Source organism: Ferdinandcohnia sp. SAFN-114, from assembly GCF_059415045.1.
The window spans coordinates 50,352-67,167 of the sequence record NZ_JBPFDQ010000004.1 but is presented as its reverse complement, the minus strand read 5'-3'; the positions used below and the strand labels follow the sequence as shown (position 1 = coordinate 67,167).

The window sequence follows — 16,816 nt, the reverse complement described above, 5'->3', positions numbered from 1 at the left end:
TAGTTAGGTGGAAAAATGGAACATTATAATACTGCAAACGAAAAAATAGATGATCAAGTAGAGACGTTACTGACAGGCATGACTTTAAAGGAAAAGGTTGGACAGGTCAACCAAAAATTATATGGTTGGGAAGTCTACAGAAAAACTGACACCGGATACGAACTAACGGAGAAGTTTAAAGAGCATGTTCAACGGTGGGATGGGATCGGAGTCCTTTATGGGTTATTCCGTTCCGATCCTTGGTCATCAATCAATTTTGAAAATGGGATTGCCAAAGATTCAAGTGCCGAAGTGGCTAATATGATTCAACAATATGTAAAGGAACATACCAGGTTGGGGATTCCTGTCCTTCTTTCCGAAGAGTGCCCCCATGGTCATCAAGGATTAGATAGCATGATAACTCCTGTAAACTTGGGAATTGGTGCGACGTGGAATACCGAATTACATGAAAAACTGATAGCAGCTGTTGCAAACGAAATCAGAGCAAAAGGTGCTCATTTAGGACTTGTATCGACATTGGATATCCTTCGGGATCCTAGATGGGGAAGATCGGAAGAGTGTTTCAGTGAAGATCCATATCTTACTTCTCGATTAACAGAAGCGGTTGTAAAAGGGATGCAAGGGGAAGAAAGTGATATCATTCCGGAAGGTAAAATGATTGCTGTTCTTAAACACTTTACAGCTCAAGGTAATGGAATAGGGGGGCATAATGCAGCCCCTGCATCGATAGGAGAAAGAGAATTAAGGGAGATTCATCTTCCGCCAATGAAAGCAGCTATTAAATTAGGAGCTCTTGCTTGTATGGCTGCTTATAATGAAATTGATGGAATCCCATGTCATGCTAATGGGTATCTTCTCAACCAAATCCTACGCAAGGAATCAGGATTTAAAGGGGCTGTAATGGCAGATGGTTGTGCACTAGACCTTTTAGTCCCATTAACACAAAGTCAGGAAGCAGCTGCTGCGCTGGCTCTAGAAAATGGGGTAGATATAAGTCTTTGGGACAACGTGTATACTACTTTAGAAAAAGCCATTGGAGAAGGTCTTGTCAGTGAAGAAAAGCTGGACGATGCAGTTAGAAGGGTTTTGACACTTAAATTTAAAATGGGTTTATTTGAAAATCCTTTTATAGAAACAAAAACCCCAATAAGTCAGGAACAAGCACAAAAAATCAATCTTGAGTCGGCACGGCAGTCAATTGTCTTGTTAAAAAATCAAGGGATATTACCAATAAAAGGGAGTAATAAAAAAATAGCAGTTATTGGACCTAATGCAGACTCTGTTTATAATCAGCTAGGAGATTATACACCGTTTCAACAAGAAGGTAAAGTTGTCACTGTTCTACAGGGGATTACTGAATTAGCAAATGATGCAGAAGTTGCTTATGAAAGAGGATGCGGCATTCGTTCCCTAGATACGGAAGGGATCGAAAAGGCAGTTCATCTGGCTAACAGTTCGGATGTTGCCGTCGTCGTTTTAGGTGGTTCTAGTGCAAGAAATTTTGATGCACAATTTGACCTTAATGGTGCTGTAATCAATACAACCGGAGAAGAAGAAATGGATTGTGGTGAAAATGTTGACATAGCTAATTTAGAATTAGGTGGCCAGCAACTACACCTACTACAGCGAATCATCCAGACTGGAACACCAACTGTTGTTGTCTTGATACAAGGAAGACCGCATGCCATTCCGTGGGTGGCGGAAAATGTCCCAGCTGTTTTAAGTGCATGGTATCCAGGACAAATGGGTGGCCAGGCAATAGCAGAGGTTTTATTTGGAAAAGTCAATCCAAGTGGAAGATTGCCTGTTTCAATTCCAAGATCCTCCATGCAAATTCCTGTATTTTATAATCACAAGGAGGGTGGATACAAGAGAGATTATTTTGATATGTCCGGGAAGGCATTATTTCCTTTTGGATATGGCCTTTCGTATACTACATTCACGTATGATAATCTTCGTTGCTCTATTCAGTCCATCCCAGTTTGTAAACTCTTAGCGGGGGAAACATTCAAAATTATGGTTGAAGTCACCAATAAAGGGGACCGTGATGGCTATGATGTAATACAGCTTTATATAAAAGGAAAGGGTTCAAGTATAACGAGGAGAGTAAAGGAATTAAAAGGATTTAAGAAGATTTGGATTGCAGCAGGAGAAACAAAAGAAGTAATGTTTGAACTGGGGACGGAAGAATTGGAAGTATTTAGCAGCCAAAATAAATATAGGATCGAGGAAGGATGTATTGAAATTGAGGTTGGAAATCCTATCGATTTTGTAAGTGCCGACTTAATAATTAGCTAATTAATTCCGGTTCACTTGGAACCACTGAGTATAAGGAGAAAAAAGTAACAATTAAAAAGAGCCAATTGTCTTGGGGAAATTAAGTTATCCAGGATCCGTGGAATCTATCAAAATAACAGGGGAAGTGGCAGATATGGAGAAGTATCTTCTAGGGATTGATTTGGGAGGAACTAACCTAAGAATTGCGGTTGTAACTTCTGAAGGTCAGTTAATGGAAGAAATAAATATAAAAACAGAAAGTGATAAAGGACCAAATTATATAATCGGTCAAATGATTCAGCATTGCGAGAAAATCCTACAAGACCGAAATATCGAAGCAATTGGAATCGGGTCCCCGGGCCCATTAGATGTGAAACAGGGATTAATCCTGAGTCCAAACAATTTACCTGGGTGGGATAATATTCCAATAGTATCTATGTTAGAAAAGGCTTTGAATAAAAAGGTTTATCTTGATAATGATGCAAATGCAGCTGCACTTGCAGAAGCCATCATTGGTGCTGGGGAAGGAAAAGAGTCTGTTTTTTATATTACTGTTAGCACAGGAGTTGGCGGAGGGTTTGTATTCCGCAAGCAATTGCTTCAAGGTGCACACTTCTGTGCAGGTGAAATAGGCAATTTAATTGTAGATTGTGAGGGACCGTCACATCATGCCTTGAATGTTGGTGCCTTAGAAACACTGGCAAGTGGAACTGCAGTTAAGCAGCGTGGAAGAGAACAACTAAGGATTACAGGCCATGCAGGTGAGGTAATTGAGATGGCAATGAATGGGAATGAGGAAGCAGGAAATATTGTCGATCAAATGATAGTCTCATTGGCAAAAGGCATTGCGAATATTGTTCATACTGTTGATCCACACATCATCGTTCTTGGTGGTGGAGTTATGCAGTCAAAAGACTATATTATGCCACTCCTTCTAGAAAGGGTTAATGACTTTTTATATCCACAGCTGCAGCATAAAGTTGAAATTGTAGATGCTTCATTAGGTACAAAGGCTGGTGTCATTGGAGCTGCTCTGCTTACTCAACAAGCATCTTTTTAGTAACAGGAGGGCTGACCATGAATTCTTATATGGTATTTGATATAGGTGGTACCTTTATTAAGTATGCAGTAATGAACGAGCGCGGATTGAAGCTGGAAGGCGGAAAGATCCCTACTCCGCAAGAAGGTTTAGAGAGTTTTCTGGAGACGATTACCGAAATCACCAATGAATATCGACAGGGCTTTGAAATTGAAGGGATTGCTATTAGTTCACCAGGTGCGGTTAATGTGATAAATGGATATATCGGTGGGTCAAGCGCAATCCCATATATCCACGGTATTAGTTTGACAGAATTGATAAAGGAGCGGACCGGTCTGGATGTGTCGATTGAAAATGATGCGAACTGCGCTGCATTGGCAGAGGGGTGGATTGGAGCAGCAAAAGAAATAGATTACTATATTTGTATAGTAATAGGCACAGGCATTGGCGGTAGTATCGTGATGAATCATACCGTTTTACGTGGTGCCACCTTACAAGGGGGCGAGTTTGGCTATATGATTATGGGCGACCCGTTGAGGAATCCCCTAAAATCAACCTGGAGCCTAGTTGCCTCAACAAATGCTCTAGCCAAAGAGGCGGAACATAAGAAATCCTTGGAAAATGGGACCTTGAACGGGGAAAAGGTATTCCGGATGGCTGAAGAGGGTGATCCCATTGCAAAAGAATGCATTACTCTTTTTTACAAGAGGCTTGCAGCTGGTATCTATAATATAAAATACGCACTTGACCCAGAGAAAATCCTAATCGGCGGGGGGATCAGCAAACGTCCGGATGTAATTGAAGGCATTAATAATGAGCTAAAACTATTAAAGAATGAGATCTCTACACCGGATATTAGTGTTGAACCTTGTCAATTTGATAATGACGCTAACTTGATAGGGGCTTTACATCACTTTTTAACCAGAAAATAAGATACTAAGCGTAATAAAAATTCAGTTAACACTGAATATTGAAAGACATGAACAAAATTCACTGGAGGTTTTTTCCCGATGGAACCATTATTATTAAAACCAATTTTTAAAGAGAGGATTTGGGGTGGTACCGCGTTACAAACGGAATATGGGTATGAGATTCCATTCCAAAATACTGGGGAATGCTGGGCAATTTCTGCGCATTCTAATGGACAATCTGTTGTCGAGAATGGTCCTTTTAAGGGAATGACATTAGACAAACTTTGGCAGGAACACCCCGACTTATTTGGTAACCCCGAAAGCGTGGTGTTTCCTTTATTAACAAAGATATTGGATGCGAATATGGATTTATCAGTACAGGTACATCCAAACGATGCCTATGCAATGATAAATGAAAATGGTGATTTAGGAAAAACAGAGTGCTGGTATATTCTTGATTGCAAACAGGATGCTCAAATGATTTTTGGCCATAATGCTAGTTCTAAAGAAGAGCTAGTTAAGCAAATCGAGGAAGGTAAATGGGACGAACTACTTCGTAAAGTGAAAATCAAGCCAGGTGATTTCTTTTATGTGCCAAGTGGAACGATTCATGCTCTTTGTGAAGGAACCCTTGTCTTGGAAACCCAGCAAAGCTCGGACACTACTTACCGGATGTACGACTATGACCGTAGGGATGCCGAGGGGAAATTACGTGAACTTCATTTAGAAAAGGCAATTGAGATAGCGAATGTTCCACATGAAGATATGGGGTTTACCCCACATGTTGAGGAACTTGAAAATGTTACGATTACTACTTTTGTCGAGTCAGAGTTTTTTTCCGTATATAAATGGGATGTACATGGAGATGCCATGTTCTCATTCAATGAATACTATTTACTTCTAAGTGTTGCAAATGGTGAAGGAACCCTTTTACATAATGGAGAAGAATATAATTTGAAAAAGGGTATGCATTTTATTATCCCAGTTGGATTTGGTGAGTTTGAAATCAGCGGGAAATGCCAACTAATTGTTTCTCATCCTTAGTATCAACTAACTGTAATGCGAAAATAACTAACTGCTTGCTGTTGAAAAATCATATAAAGGGAGCACGGTTATGCCTGATTTTACGACAAATGACCTACAATCTGAAAAATTCAAACGATATTCTCCCATACCATGGGAAGTGAGGGATGAGTCTTCTTAAAGAAATTATCACAAATGAAGTCTCCGGACCTCCTTGAAACCCAAGAGGATCTATTCTACCAAGTAAATGACTTTGCCTTAATGCTACCGGATTATGGCTGAGTGGACTTAGGAAGACAAGGAGGAAGACGCGGAGAATATATGACCGTCTTTTATAAAAAAAGAACAGTTAGAAATCAGTGATTTTGGATTGAAATGGTCTTCATCGAGGTTATGAAGGACATTTCATCCATGATTTCACTTAGTAATGTCCTTCATTTTATCAAAAATTTGAGTCCCAAACTCACACTATGTTTACCCCTAAATATTTGGCCCGTAAACACGGCTTTCAATTGATTTTGATTCACCTTTTAGTCGTTTAGCTAATGTTTCTTTCCAGTTCGCTGCAAGGTGTATGCAGGCTGCAAGTTTGGCTGCTGCCTCTTTATCATCTCTCTTTTCATGCATAACTTCATTGCAACTGGCAATGGTCCATTCAGGGTATGGGCGTTCTATTAACTTAATTTTATCTTGTTCTTTAACAATGCCTTCTTTGATAACGCGGAAGTACCATCCGGTTCGACCACTTTTTTGAATTCGTAGTGCAAAATCGAGTATTTTAAAGCGACGGGCAGGCTTCCAGCACGGCTGACGTGGTTGTGAAACTTGAACCAAAGCCTCACCAACCTCATAAATATCCCCGATGCAAACATTGAATTCATCAAGACCCACAATTGAGAAATTTTCTCCCATTGCTCCTGCGACAATTTGATCATTGTTTAATTCACTTTGCCATTTTTCATAATGGATTGCTGCATAGGCAAGAACGGCTTTTTCAGGTCCGCCGTGATTTTTTAAATCAGCTTGACCATCTCCGGTTAGACCTTCTTTACCAAGCATTACCGGATAATGAATGGGCTCTTTAAAAATACCACTTGTCCATTCTTTATCCATGAGCTTTTTCGCATTTGGGTCACCCATTGTTTTGGGTTTGCCAATAAATAATTGGTTTATGTATGGTTGGTTTTCCATTTCGTTATCACCTCTGGTTTTAGTTTACCATGGTTGAAGAGAGGAATCTGTCCGATTATGGCTTAACGTGTTGGATACTGAAGAGATATTTACTACTTTCTTTTAATTCAAACTATTGAAACGGATAGAGGGGCACTATACTATTAAATTAATAGTTTCTAATGGTTGTTTTAAATTGAAGGAGGGTAACCATGGATAAGAAAAGAATCATTATGTTAAGTACAGGAGGGACAATTGCCAGTAAACGAAATCCAGTAACGGGGCTTTTAACAGCGGGTGTGATGTCTGGTGAAGAACTATCTGAAATGTGTGATCTCCCTTCATATATAGATGTTGATGTGCTGTCTGTCTTTCAAATACCTAGCAATCATATGACCTTTGGTCATTTAATTACCTTGAAGGAAAAAATTGAAGAAGTCTTTGAAAACCCAGATATAGATGGAGTCGTAGTCACTCATGGGACGGATACATTAGAAGAAACGGCATATTTCTTAGATTTAGTTATTGCTGATGAAAGGCCAGTTGTAATCACTGGATCACAGCGGGGGCCTCAAGTTAATGGAACGGATGCTTTTGTTAACTTGCGCCAATCCATTCTATTAGCTGCATATCCAGAATGTAGGGGTCTTGGAACGGTTGCTTTATTTAATGAGAGAATATTCACCGGGCGATACATCAAGAAAAAACATGCATCAAACGTAGATGGATTTACGTCTTTTGGCTTCGGTTACCTAGGAATTGTGGATCAAGATACAATCTTTATCTATCAAAAACCTGTGAAACGAGAAACATATACTTTGAAAAACTCATTACCTTCTGTTGAGCTCGTAAAAACCTCACTTGGTTCAGATGGTAAATTTATAGACTGTGCGGCTGAACATGGGGCTAAAGGAATTATTGTAGAAGCTCCTGGTAGAGGTCATGCACCACCATATATCCTAGAAAGTGTAAAAAGGGCGGTTGAAAAAGGAATATATGTCATTCTCACAACAAGTGCTGAGGAAGGGGAAGTAAAGACGGTTTATGACTTCCCAGGAAGTGCCTGGTCCTTGCAAAATACGGGGGTCCTTTTAGCTGGTGATTATGACAGCAAGAAGGCCAGAATTAAATTAGCCGTTCTGATAGCTGCGGGCGTAAAAGAAATAAATGAAGATCATTTTCATCATTAAATTCTTTGAAGAGGATAGGTTCATTTGTAATTTGTGAAATTCGCAAAGAGGGTGGACCTGTCCTTTTTGTCGGTTTTAGTAGTAGTTTGTAACATTTTGGGATGAGGGACCTATCCCCCTGTCCCGCTAACTGGCAAATTATTGGCTCAGGCATGTTTTGAACGGATAGAAGGTGGTTTGATGTGATTAGCTTAGTTTGGTAGCGTTTACACTCACTAATTGAATCATATGCATATGACTTTCCGAGATACCCTTGATAATGGTTTTTAAGATGTTACGATAAATACGTTCTTAAATTTTTACCACAAGGGAGACATTTGATGTTACATGAAAAAACAATCGCCTTTATAGGGGCAGGTTCTATGGCAGAGGCAATGATATCAGGAATTGTTGCGGCTGGAAAAGTTCCTTCGAATCAGATTTTTGTTACCAACCGTTCGAATACAGCACGACTACAACAGCTTGAAGAAAATTATTATATTAAAGGTTTAACAAGCAAACATCTAAACCTACAAAATATCGATATTATCGTCCTCGCAATGAAACCTAAAGATGCAGAAGTTGCACTACAGTCCATCAAAGATTCACTTCAACCAAACCAACTCGTTTTATCCGTACTAGCGGGTATTACCACAACTTACATGGAGCAGCATTTACCAGCGGGACAACAGGTGATTCGTGTGATGCCGAATACATCTAGCATGATTGGAGAGTCTGCAACAGCCATTTCAGCTGGTTCCTCGACTACTACGGAAAATATGTTACTGGCTAAAGACCTGCTTGAATCAATTGGAGAAGTTTACGAGATTCCAGAGGACCAAATGGATGTGTTTACAGGAGTAGCGGGTAGTGGACCTGCCTATATTTATTACCTAATGGAGCATATGGAAGCAACAGTGAAAAAGGCAGGATTACAAGAAAAAGTGACAAGAGAAATTATTGCTCAAACGATTGTCGGAGCAGCAAAAATGATTCAGCAACAGAATGAGACACCGACCACATTACGGGAAAATGTGACTTCCCCAAATGGAACAACAGCTGCAGGTTTAGCAGCCTTAGAAAAAAATGGTGCCGGTAAGGCGATCTCACAAGCTATTAAACATGCGGCAAAGCGTTCCCAAGAAATCAGTTCACAGCTTGAAGGCACTACTGAGAAAAAAGTTCAAGCTGTTTAACATAAGCATAAAACCCTTTTACGGGCGATAAGCGCTTGTAAAAGTATTATCGTCCGGCAATCAAATCAAAAACAAAACAGATAAGGATTGATCGGATGTCCATAGAAAAAAGAGTTGTTATAAAGGTCGGAAGTAGCTCGTTAACGAGCCGTCATGGAGAAATTAGTAAGATAAAACTAGAAAAATTGACGAATGAAATTGCTGAGTTGAAGGATGCAGGGCACGAGGTTGTTCTAGTATCATCAGGGGCCGTCGCTGCTGGATATAGAAAGCTCGGCTGTCTTAAACGCCCAGATTCATTGTCAGAAAAACAAGCAGCTGCATCGATTGGTCAAGGATTATTAATGGAGTCCTATTCCCACCTATTTTTATCACACGGCTATGTGGCTTCGCAAATCTTGATTTTAAGAAGCGACTTTTTGGATGAATCACGTTATCAAAATGTGCGCAACACATTGAATGTTTTATTAGACCGAGGGATTATTCCAATCGTTAATGAGAATGACACGCTTTCGACAGAGCGTTTGAACTTTGGTGATAATGACACATTGGCGGCTAAAGTTGCTGGTTTAGTGGATGCTGACCAACTGGTCATTTTATCTGATATAGATGGTTTATATGATAAAAACCCAACTGTACATGAGGATGCTAAGTTAATAGAGCAAGTGTCTGAAATTACGGATGAAATCGAGAATGCTGCAGGTGGTTCTGGAAGTACTGTTGGTACAGGTGGCATGAAGTCTAAAATTGAAGCCGTGAAAATTGCAATGGCGTCTGGGATTTCAACTTTTTTAGGAAATGCAAATAAAGAAAATATCATCGTGGATGCCGTGGAAGAAAAGGCGACCGGTACGTTTTTTTCTTGTAAAAAATCAGTGACAATACTTAATCAAAAGAAAAAGTGGATTGCCTTTCACTCAGGATCCAAGGGAGAAATAATCATCAATGCCGATGCAATAGAGAGAATTGTGAAGAATCGGAAGAGCTTGCGGCTAAAGGAGATTCTTCAAGTCGAAGGTAGGTTTGAAAAAGGCGCTGTTGTCCGTGTAGTGGATACGGGCGAAGAAGAAATTGCCAGAGGTTTGGTGAAAATCTCTTCAGATGAGTTAGAACGGATGCTACAGTCTCAAAGAGATCAAGTAATAGATTCCACTGTCATTATGGAAATAGGAGATTTTGTTTGCCATATAGATGCACCAATCACAATTGGAGTTTGACTTTATTCAGTAGATAACCCAACTGAGTAAAGTCAAAGCCTCCGGCGTTGCCACAGATTTTTAGAAGTAGTTTTTCGAGCAGGCTCGAATAGCTCTGGGCATCAAATACGCCAAGGCGCAATTGATTAAAGGAGGAATTAGGTGACTTTAGTAAAGGAAAATGTAGATATTAGAAATCAAGCACGTGAAGCAAAAAAAGCTGCCAAACAAGTGAGTATTCTATCAACTGACGATAAAAATAGAGCATTGTATATAATAGCTGAACATTTAGAAGCAAGCTTTGAAATTATCTTAGAAGCTAATAAGGTTGATTTGCAAAAAGGTAAAGAAGCTGGATATACGCCAGCATTCATGGATCGGCTAACACTTTCAAAGAAACGTATTTTTGATTTTGCAGAGGGACTTCGACAAGTTGCTGCTTTGGAGGACCCGACAGACCAAGTTATTTCAGATTGGACATTGGAAAACGGCCTACAGGTGAAAAAAGTAACGGTACCTTTGGGTGTTATCGGGATGATTTATGAGGCACGACCAAATGTAACGGTTGATGCAACAGGGCTCGCGTTAAAGTCAGGAAATGCAATCATCTTAAAAGGCGGCTCATCAGCGATTCACACAAATAAAGCAATCGTTGAGGTTATTCAATATGCGCTAGAGCATACGATGATACCAAGGGAAGCTGTTCAATTTATTGCAAGTACGGATCGTGAAGCTACCGGGCAGCTATTTACGATGAAGGAATATATTGATGTGCTTATTCCTCGCGGCGGGGCCTCTTTGATTCAAACGGTTGTTAAACAAGCAACAGTTCCTGTACTCGAAACAGGTGTCGGAAACTGCCATGTCTATATTGACTCTGGAGCTGATGTCAACAAGGCGTTGCCAATCCTTGTGAATGCAAAAACAGATCGACCGGCTGTTTGTAATGCTGCGGAAACAGTCCTTATACATAAGGACTGGTTGCAAAAACATAAGGATGCGCTTGTGAAAACATTACAGGAACATTCTATTACAGTGCATGGGGATGAGCAGTCACTATCAATTATCCCAAATGCAATCCCCGCAGGTGAAGAGGATTGGGCAAATGAATATTTAAGTTTGGATATTGCGATGAAGATTGTTGAAGATGTGCACGAAGCAATTGACCATATTGAAAAATATGGGACAAAGCACTCAGAGGCGGTTATTACAGAAAATCAAGAAGTAGCAGATGTGTTTATGAAACTTGTCGATGCATCTTCTCTATATCATAATGCTTCAACTCGATTTACAGACGGTGGAGCCCTAGGGTTTGGTGCTGAAATTGGTATTTCAACTCAAAAGCTTCATGCACGTGGGCCGATGGGACTACCAGCACTAACAACAGTAAAATTCTTAATGACCGGAAATGGACAAATAAGATAATAAAGAAACACGGCAGAATAAATAGGATTCTGCCGTGTTTTTTGGTGAAAGGGGTAAATTTATTGTTTCTTAAAATGGGAACTGAGTAAATGAGCGATCCAATTACAATGTGGATGGTTCCGGACGTTTAACAGGAGTCCGTTTATAATCGCAGGGCTATATGTTCGTTTATTCACCTGTTCTTGCAATAGCAGCAGGGATTCCTTTTCCATTGAATCTTCCATTTCTTTTACTTTCTCCTCAAGTAACGAAATCAATTGTTCCTTTGTAATCTCACCCTGTCCGGATGATTCCATAAGTTCTTTTTTTAGAAAAGGAAGGGTCATGCCATGAGCTAATAAATCTGTTTTTTCCACTAGGGACTGACACAGGAGGTCAATATCCAGTGGAACAAGCTGATACAGAAAGAGCTCCGAATACATCCTCATAAAACCTTTTATACTATAGAGTAGATCATATTTTATATGCTCTGCTTTTTCTCCATAAATGCGGTCAATCATCAAGAGAATCACTGTATTACCTAGTTTGTCATAATAATGCATTTTAAGAATTAATTTTTCGTTAAGAGACTGGGTATACTCTTTCATTAAGATATTCGCAAAATGTGAGTGTTCTTTAAATGACTGGAAGCTTACATAATAATATTCAAACAGAAGATTTTCTGTATCTTTTTTGTTTCTGACTAAATGGTCAATATTAGCAAAAATTTGCTCCATAAACTGGTCGATTAGGGCGATGATTAATTCATCTTTTGATTTGAAAGAGAGGTAGAAAGCTCCCTTTGAAATCCCACACTGATCAGTTATTTGCTGTACGGATGTTGCCTCAAAACCTTGCTTTGCGAAAAGCTCTAGCGCTTTTTCCATTATAAGTTGTTTTTTCACCATTTCGTGGTTCTCTCCCGTTTTCTTTCATTGACAAATGACTGATTGGTCATTATTATAAATAAATGGGTTTAATAAGTCAATCTAGGGTAGGTGTAAGTGTGAGAGGTATAGCCAACTTTGTATTAAAAAATAAACTAGCAGTTTGGTTATTAACAATTATTATAACGGTATCTGGGATTTATTCAGGTACTCAAATGAAGACAGAAACGATTCCTGATATATCCATTCCTTTCCTAATGGTTATGGATGTATATCCAGGTGCAACTCCTGAACAGGTGATGGAAGATGTCTCAATGCCAATTGAAAAAGCGGTAGAGGGACTTGATGGGGTTAAATCTGTTTATTCCAATTCCTATTCGAACATGGCTAATATTCAAGTTGAATATGAGTATGGCGAGGATATGGACGAGGCGAACCGTGCACTTCAATCCGCGTTAGATGCAGTAACATTGCCAGAAGCTGCACAAGAGCCTGTTATTACTGCCATTAGCATGAATATGATGCCGGTTGTGGCATTAAGTGTGAGTAGTAAAACAGAAGATATTGTGGAATTAACATCAACAGTTGAAGATGTTTTACTTCCAAAGATTGAAAAGCTTGATGGGGTTGGATCAGCAACAATCACAGGTCAGCATATTGAAGAAGTACAACTTACTTATAATACTGAAAAAATGGCTGAGCTTGACTTAACAGAGGATTCGGTCAAACAGATAATCCAGGCAAGTGATATGTCAGTATCACTAGGACTTTTTGAATTTAAAGAAGGTGAACAAGCTGTTGCGATCGACGGAAAGTTCATGACAGCAGATGAGTTAAAGGAAATGTTAATTCCTGTTACACCTACTGAAAATAAACCACAGCCATTTGTGAAGCTTGGCGATATTGCGACAATTGAAGAAGTTGGACGTGTTCAATCCGTATCTCGTACGAACGGAAAAGACGCCATCGCAATTCAAATTGTAAAAGAGCAACGAGCAAACACAGTGGATGTGGTAAATGAAGTAAAGGATCTTATTGAAGACGAGCAGGAAAGAATTGAAGGTCTCGTTATCGATGTTTCACTAGACCAAGGAGAGCCAATTGAAAAATCAGTTGCAACAATGGTAGAAAAAGCACTATTTGGTGGTTTAATCGCGGTCTTAATAATTCTACTATTCCTTCGTAATTTTAGATCAACAATTATTTCGATTGTATCCATTCCGGTTTCCATTTTTATGGCATTATTGTTACTGAAGTGGATGGACATTACATTGAACTTAATGACACTAGGGGCAGTTACGGTTGCAATCGGACGTGTAATTGATGACTCCATTGTCGTTGTTGAAAATATTTATCGAAGACTACATTTAAAAGAAGAAAAGCTAAATGGCCGTGCCTTAATACGTGAAGCAACACTTGAAATGTTCAAACCAATCCTTTCCTCCACGTTAGTTACGGTTGCGGTATTTGCACCGTTAATTTTTGTAGGTGGTATGGTTGGAGAATTGTTCATGCCGTTCGCATTAACAATGACTTTTGCCTTAGGTGCTTCCTTGTTAGTTGCGATTACGATCGTTCCTGCTTTATCACATACTTTGTTTAAAAAACAGCTCTATGTTGAAAAAACAGAGTCAAAGCATAAAGAAGTAGGTAAGCTTGCAAATTGGTATAAAGGTATTTTAAATTGGTCGCTAAATCATAAAATTATTGTGTCAGTACTGTCAATATTATTATTAGTCGGTAGCTTAGCATTAACACCGCTTATTGGTTTTAGTTTTATGGGTAGTGAAGAAGAAAAGGTCATGTATCTAACTTATACGCCAGGAACTGGTGAGTTAAAAGATGAAACCTTGGATAATGTTGCAACAGTTGAAGAAGAGTTATTAAAACGAGAAGATATTGATATTCTTCAGGTTTCTGTAACAGAAAGCGGCGACCCAATGGCCGCAATGATGGGAGGCGGCGGTGACGGTGCGCTCATGTACCTCATTTTCGATCCGGAAATGGAGAACTTCCCTGAAGTCCGCGAAGAAGTTGAAGAATACGTGTTTAATATTGGCCAATCGGGTGAGTGGAAGAGCCAGAATTTCTCTTCTATGTCAATGAGCACAAATGAAGTTAGTTATACATTATATAGTGAAGATTTAGATAAGCTTTATGATGCTGTTGATATGGTTGAAGGCGTCATGAATGATGCAGACGGTTTAGAGGATGTATCGTCAAGTGCTGAGGATGCATATGTCGAGTACACATTCAATGTTGAACAGGATGAATTATTACAATATGGACTTACAACTGGTCAAATTGTGATGATGCTAAATCCAGACCGCTCACAAGAGGTTATCACAACTGTTGAAAAAGATGGAAATACATTGGAGGTTATTGTTCAGCAGGAAGAAGTAGCTACACCAGAGTCAATAGATGATCTTCTTGCAACTCAAGTACCAACAGCAATGGGTGCAACGATGCCTCTTTCTGATTTAGTAACGGTTAAAGAAGGTACTACCTTAAATACACTTGCTCGTAGTAAAGGTGAGTACTATGCTTCCGTTTCAGGATCTATTATTGGGGATGATATTTCAAAAGTAACAGCTAAGGTTGGAGAAGAAGTAGAAGAACTAGACCTTCCAAAAGGAGTAACACTTGATATTGCCGGTGTTCAAGCAGATATGGTTGAAACATTTACCCAACTAGGTCTTGCAATGCTCGCAGCAATTGCAATTGTGTACTTCATCCTTGTTGTGACATTTGGTGAAGGAGTTGCACCATTTGCAATTCTGTTCTCCTTGCCATTTGCAATTATTGGTTCGTTTGTTGGATTATTGATTGCAGACGAAACCATTTCGGTATCGGTTATGATGGGTCTGTTGATGTTGATCGGTATAGTGGTTACAAACGCCATCGTTTTAGTAGACCGAATCATTCATATGGAACGTGATGGACTAACAATGCGTGAAGCTGTTCTTGAGGCTGGTGCCACACGTTTACGTCCAATCTTAATGACGGCAATTGCCACAATGGGTGCACTAATCCCGTTATTATTTGGCGAAGGTGGTGGAGGTTTAATTTCGAAAGGGCTTGGTATTACCGTTATCGGTGGACTCGCAAGTTCAACTCTACTAACACTTCTAGTCGTACCAATCGTCTACGAAATTTTGTCTAAAATGTTTAAGAAAGACCGTAAAAACATTCAAGAAAACTAATCAATCCGGCCCCACAAGGTTATACATATCTTGTGGGGCTTTTATATTCACACCTTAAAAATTTTTTCGTAATTTTGTATTGACCTTAACGTTGCGTAAAGGTGTAAATTGAAATTATCAAGGGGGTGATGAGGTGGAGTATACGGTACAAAAGCTAGCGAAACTAGCAGGAGTAAGTACAAGAACTCTAAGGTACTATGATGAAATTGGGATTCTTAAGCCGGCAAGAATCAATTCATCAGGTTACCGAATTTATGGCCAAGATGAAATCGATCGTCTACAACAAATTCTTTTTTACCGTGAACTCGGGGTCAATCTAACAGATATCAAACAAATTATGACCAATCCTGCCTTTGATGAGTCTAAAGCACTCAAAGAACATCGAGAGCAGCTCCTTGATAAACGAAAACAAATCGATCTACTCATTGCCAATGTTGAAAAAACCATTGCGCAAAAAGAAGGGAGAGTTATTATGTCTGATCAAGAAAAATTCGAAGGCTTTAAAAAGAAGGCACTCGAAGAAAATGAGAAAAAATACGGAAAAGAAATCCGTGAAATATATGGTGAAGAAACAGTTAAACAATCAAACGAGAAGTTCATGAATATGTCCAAAGAGGATCATGAGGCGGTAACCCGTCTTTCTGAGGAATTAATGGAAACCTTAAGTGATGCGATGAAGACTGGCGATCCTGCTGGAGAACTCGGCCAAAAAGCCGCTGAGTTGCATAAGCAGTGGCTCATGTATTTTTGGCCAAAATATAGCAAAGAAGCGCATGCAGGCTTGGCGCAAATGTATGTCGATGACGAACGATTCACAGCATATTATGACAAACAACAGCCAGGAACCGCAGTATTCTTGAGAGATGCAATAGTTGTGTATACAGGGCAAAAGACTGAATAAGGTGGATGAGTTTTTTTGGGGGTGAGATCTTAGAGGTCTCGCTCTTTTTTTTGAGAGAGTAATGTTTCAGTTCGCACGTTATTGTGTAGGAATTTGTCTAAGTGTTACCAGATTGTAGTGTTGCCATCCGGACAGAAAGTGTGGGTATCAACTGTTTGGTATCCGAGAAGAACACTACTTGCTACAGCTAGAGTGGGAAGTTGTCTGGTTGAGTCAGAATAGAGCGTTTATTGCGAAGCGAGGGCAAGAAAACGTCTGTGATGAGTCGGAAAGAAGTGTTGATTATGACAGCGAGAGCAGAAAATTGACAGAGTTGAGTCAGAATGAGGTGCTGATTGTGACAGAGCGAGTAAGGAATCAGCTGAGTTGAGTCAGAATAGAGCGCTGATTGCGACAGCGAGCACAGGAAAATGGCAGAATTGAGTCAGAATAAGGTGTTG

The 16,816-nt window shown here is 39.6% G+C and carries 13 protein-coding genes; 11 read left to right on the top strand and 2 right to left on the bottom strand.

Annotated features, from left to right (window positions below; all coding sequences use genetic code 11):
• The first annotated feature begins 15 nt into the window (after positions 1 to 15).
• The 4 genes from ACR65M_RS02325 (at position 16) to manA (ending at position 5,271) form a co-directional block, all read left to right on the top strand.
• Positions 16 to 2,298, top strand: a complete 2,283-nt coding sequence (locus ACR65M_RS02325) for a glycoside hydrolase family 3 N-terminal domain-containing protein (RefSeq protein ID WP_440272445.1) — start codon at positions 16 to 18, stop codon at positions 2,296 to 2,298.
• Between the two features lie 133 nt (positions 2,299 to 2,431).
• Positions 2,432 to 3,337, top strand: a complete 906-nt coding sequence (locus ACR65M_RS02320) for an ROK family protein (protein ID WP_341329681.1) — start codon at positions 2,432 to 2,434, stop codon at positions 3,335 to 3,337.
• 17 nt (positions 3,338 to 3,354) lie between these two features.
• Positions 3,355 to 4,248 (top strand): ROK family protein, encoded by an 894-nt coding sequence (locus ACR65M_RS02315; protein ID WP_341329682.1) that lies wholly within the window; start codon positions 3,355 to 3,357, stop codon positions 4,246 to 4,248.
• A 78-nt stretch (positions 4,249 to 4,326) separates the two neighbouring features.
• On the top strand, positions 4,327 to 5,271 hold the full coding sequence (gene manA / locus ACR65M_RS02310; RefSeq protein WP_440272444.1) for a mannose-6-phosphate isomerase, class I: 945 nt from the start codon (positions 4,327 to 4,329) through the stop codon (positions 5,269 to 5,271).
• Positions 5,272 to 5,730: 459 nt separating this feature from the next.
• Here the strand turns inward: manA and ACR65M_RS02305 are convergent, their stop codons facing one another.
• Positions 5,731 to 6,441 carry an MOSC domain-containing protein gene (locus ACR65M_RS02305; protein WP_341329684.1) on the bottom strand — a complete coding sequence of 237 codons (711 nt, stop codon included), beginning with the start codon at positions 6,439 to 6,441 and terminating at the stop codon, positions 5,731 to 5,733.
• A gap of 191 nt (positions 6,442 to 6,632) precedes the next feature.
• Between ACR65M_RS02305 and ACR65M_RS02300 the strand changes: the two genes are divergently transcribed.
• From ACR65M_RS02300 to ACR65M_RS02285, 4 genes are all read left to right on the top strand, one after another.
• Complete coding sequence (locus ACR65M_RS02300) at positions 6,633 to 7,610, top strand: asparaginase (RefSeq protein WP_440272443.1); 978 nt, start codon at positions 6,633 to 6,635, stop codon at positions 7,608 to 7,610.
• A 320-nt stretch (positions 7,611 to 7,930) separates the two neighbouring features.
• Positions 7,931 to 8,785 (top strand): pyrroline-5-carboxylate reductase, encoded by an 855-nt coding sequence (gene proC / locus ACR65M_RS02295; protein WP_440272442.1) that lies wholly within the window; start codon positions 7,931 to 7,933, stop codon positions 8,783 to 8,785.
• A gap of 95 nt (positions 8,786 to 8,880) precedes the next feature.
• Complete coding sequence (gene proB, locus ACR65M_RS02290; protein WP_341329687.1) at positions 8,881 to 10,002, top strand: glutamate 5-kinase; 1,122 nt, start codon at positions 8,881 to 8,883, stop codon at positions 10,000 to 10,002.
• Positions 10,003 to 10,143: 141 nt separating this feature from the next.
• On the top strand, positions 10,144 to 11,406 hold the full coding sequence (locus ACR65M_RS02285; RefSeq protein WP_440272441.1) for a glutamate-5-semialdehyde dehydrogenase: 1,263 nt from the start codon (positions 10,144 to 10,146) through the stop codon (positions 11,404 to 11,406).
• A 59-nt stretch (positions 11,407 to 11,465) separates the two neighbouring features.
• Here the strand turns inward: ACR65M_RS02285 and ACR65M_RS02280 are convergent, their stop codons facing one another.
• Complete coding sequence (locus ACR65M_RS02280) at positions 11,466 to 12,293, bottom strand: TetR/AcrR family transcriptional regulator (RefSeq protein WP_440272440.1); 828 nt, start codon at positions 12,291 to 12,293, stop codon at positions 11,466 to 11,468.
• A 98-nt stretch (positions 12,294 to 12,391) separates the two neighbouring features.
• Between ACR65M_RS02280 and ACR65M_RS02275 the strand changes: the two genes are divergently transcribed.
• The 3 genes from ACR65M_RS02275 to ACR65M_RS02265 all read left to right on the top strand — a co-directional run bounded on the left by ACR65M_RS02275 (position 12,392) and on the right by ACR65M_RS02265 (position 16,746).
• Positions 12,392 to 15,475: an efflux RND transporter permease subunit gene (locus ACR65M_RS02275; RefSeq protein ID WP_440272439.1), complete on the top strand. Its 3,084-nt coding sequence runs from the start codon at positions 12,392 to 12,394 to the stop codon at positions 15,473 to 15,475.
• 133 nt (positions 15,476 to 15,608) lie between these two features.
• Positions 15,609 to 16,376 carry a MerR family transcriptional regulator gene (locus ACR65M_RS02270; RefSeq protein ID WP_440272438.1) on the top strand — a complete coding sequence of 256 codons (768 nt, stop codon included), beginning with the start codon at positions 15,609 to 15,611 and terminating at the stop codon, positions 16,374 to 16,376.
• Between the two features lie 208 nt (positions 16,377 to 16,584).
• A complete protein-coding gene (locus tag ACR65M_RS02265) occupies positions 16,585 to 16,746 on the top strand; it encodes a hypothetical protein (RefSeq protein WP_440272437.1) in 162 nt (53 codons plus the stop codon).
• Positions 16,747 to 16,816: the final 70 nt, after the last annotated feature.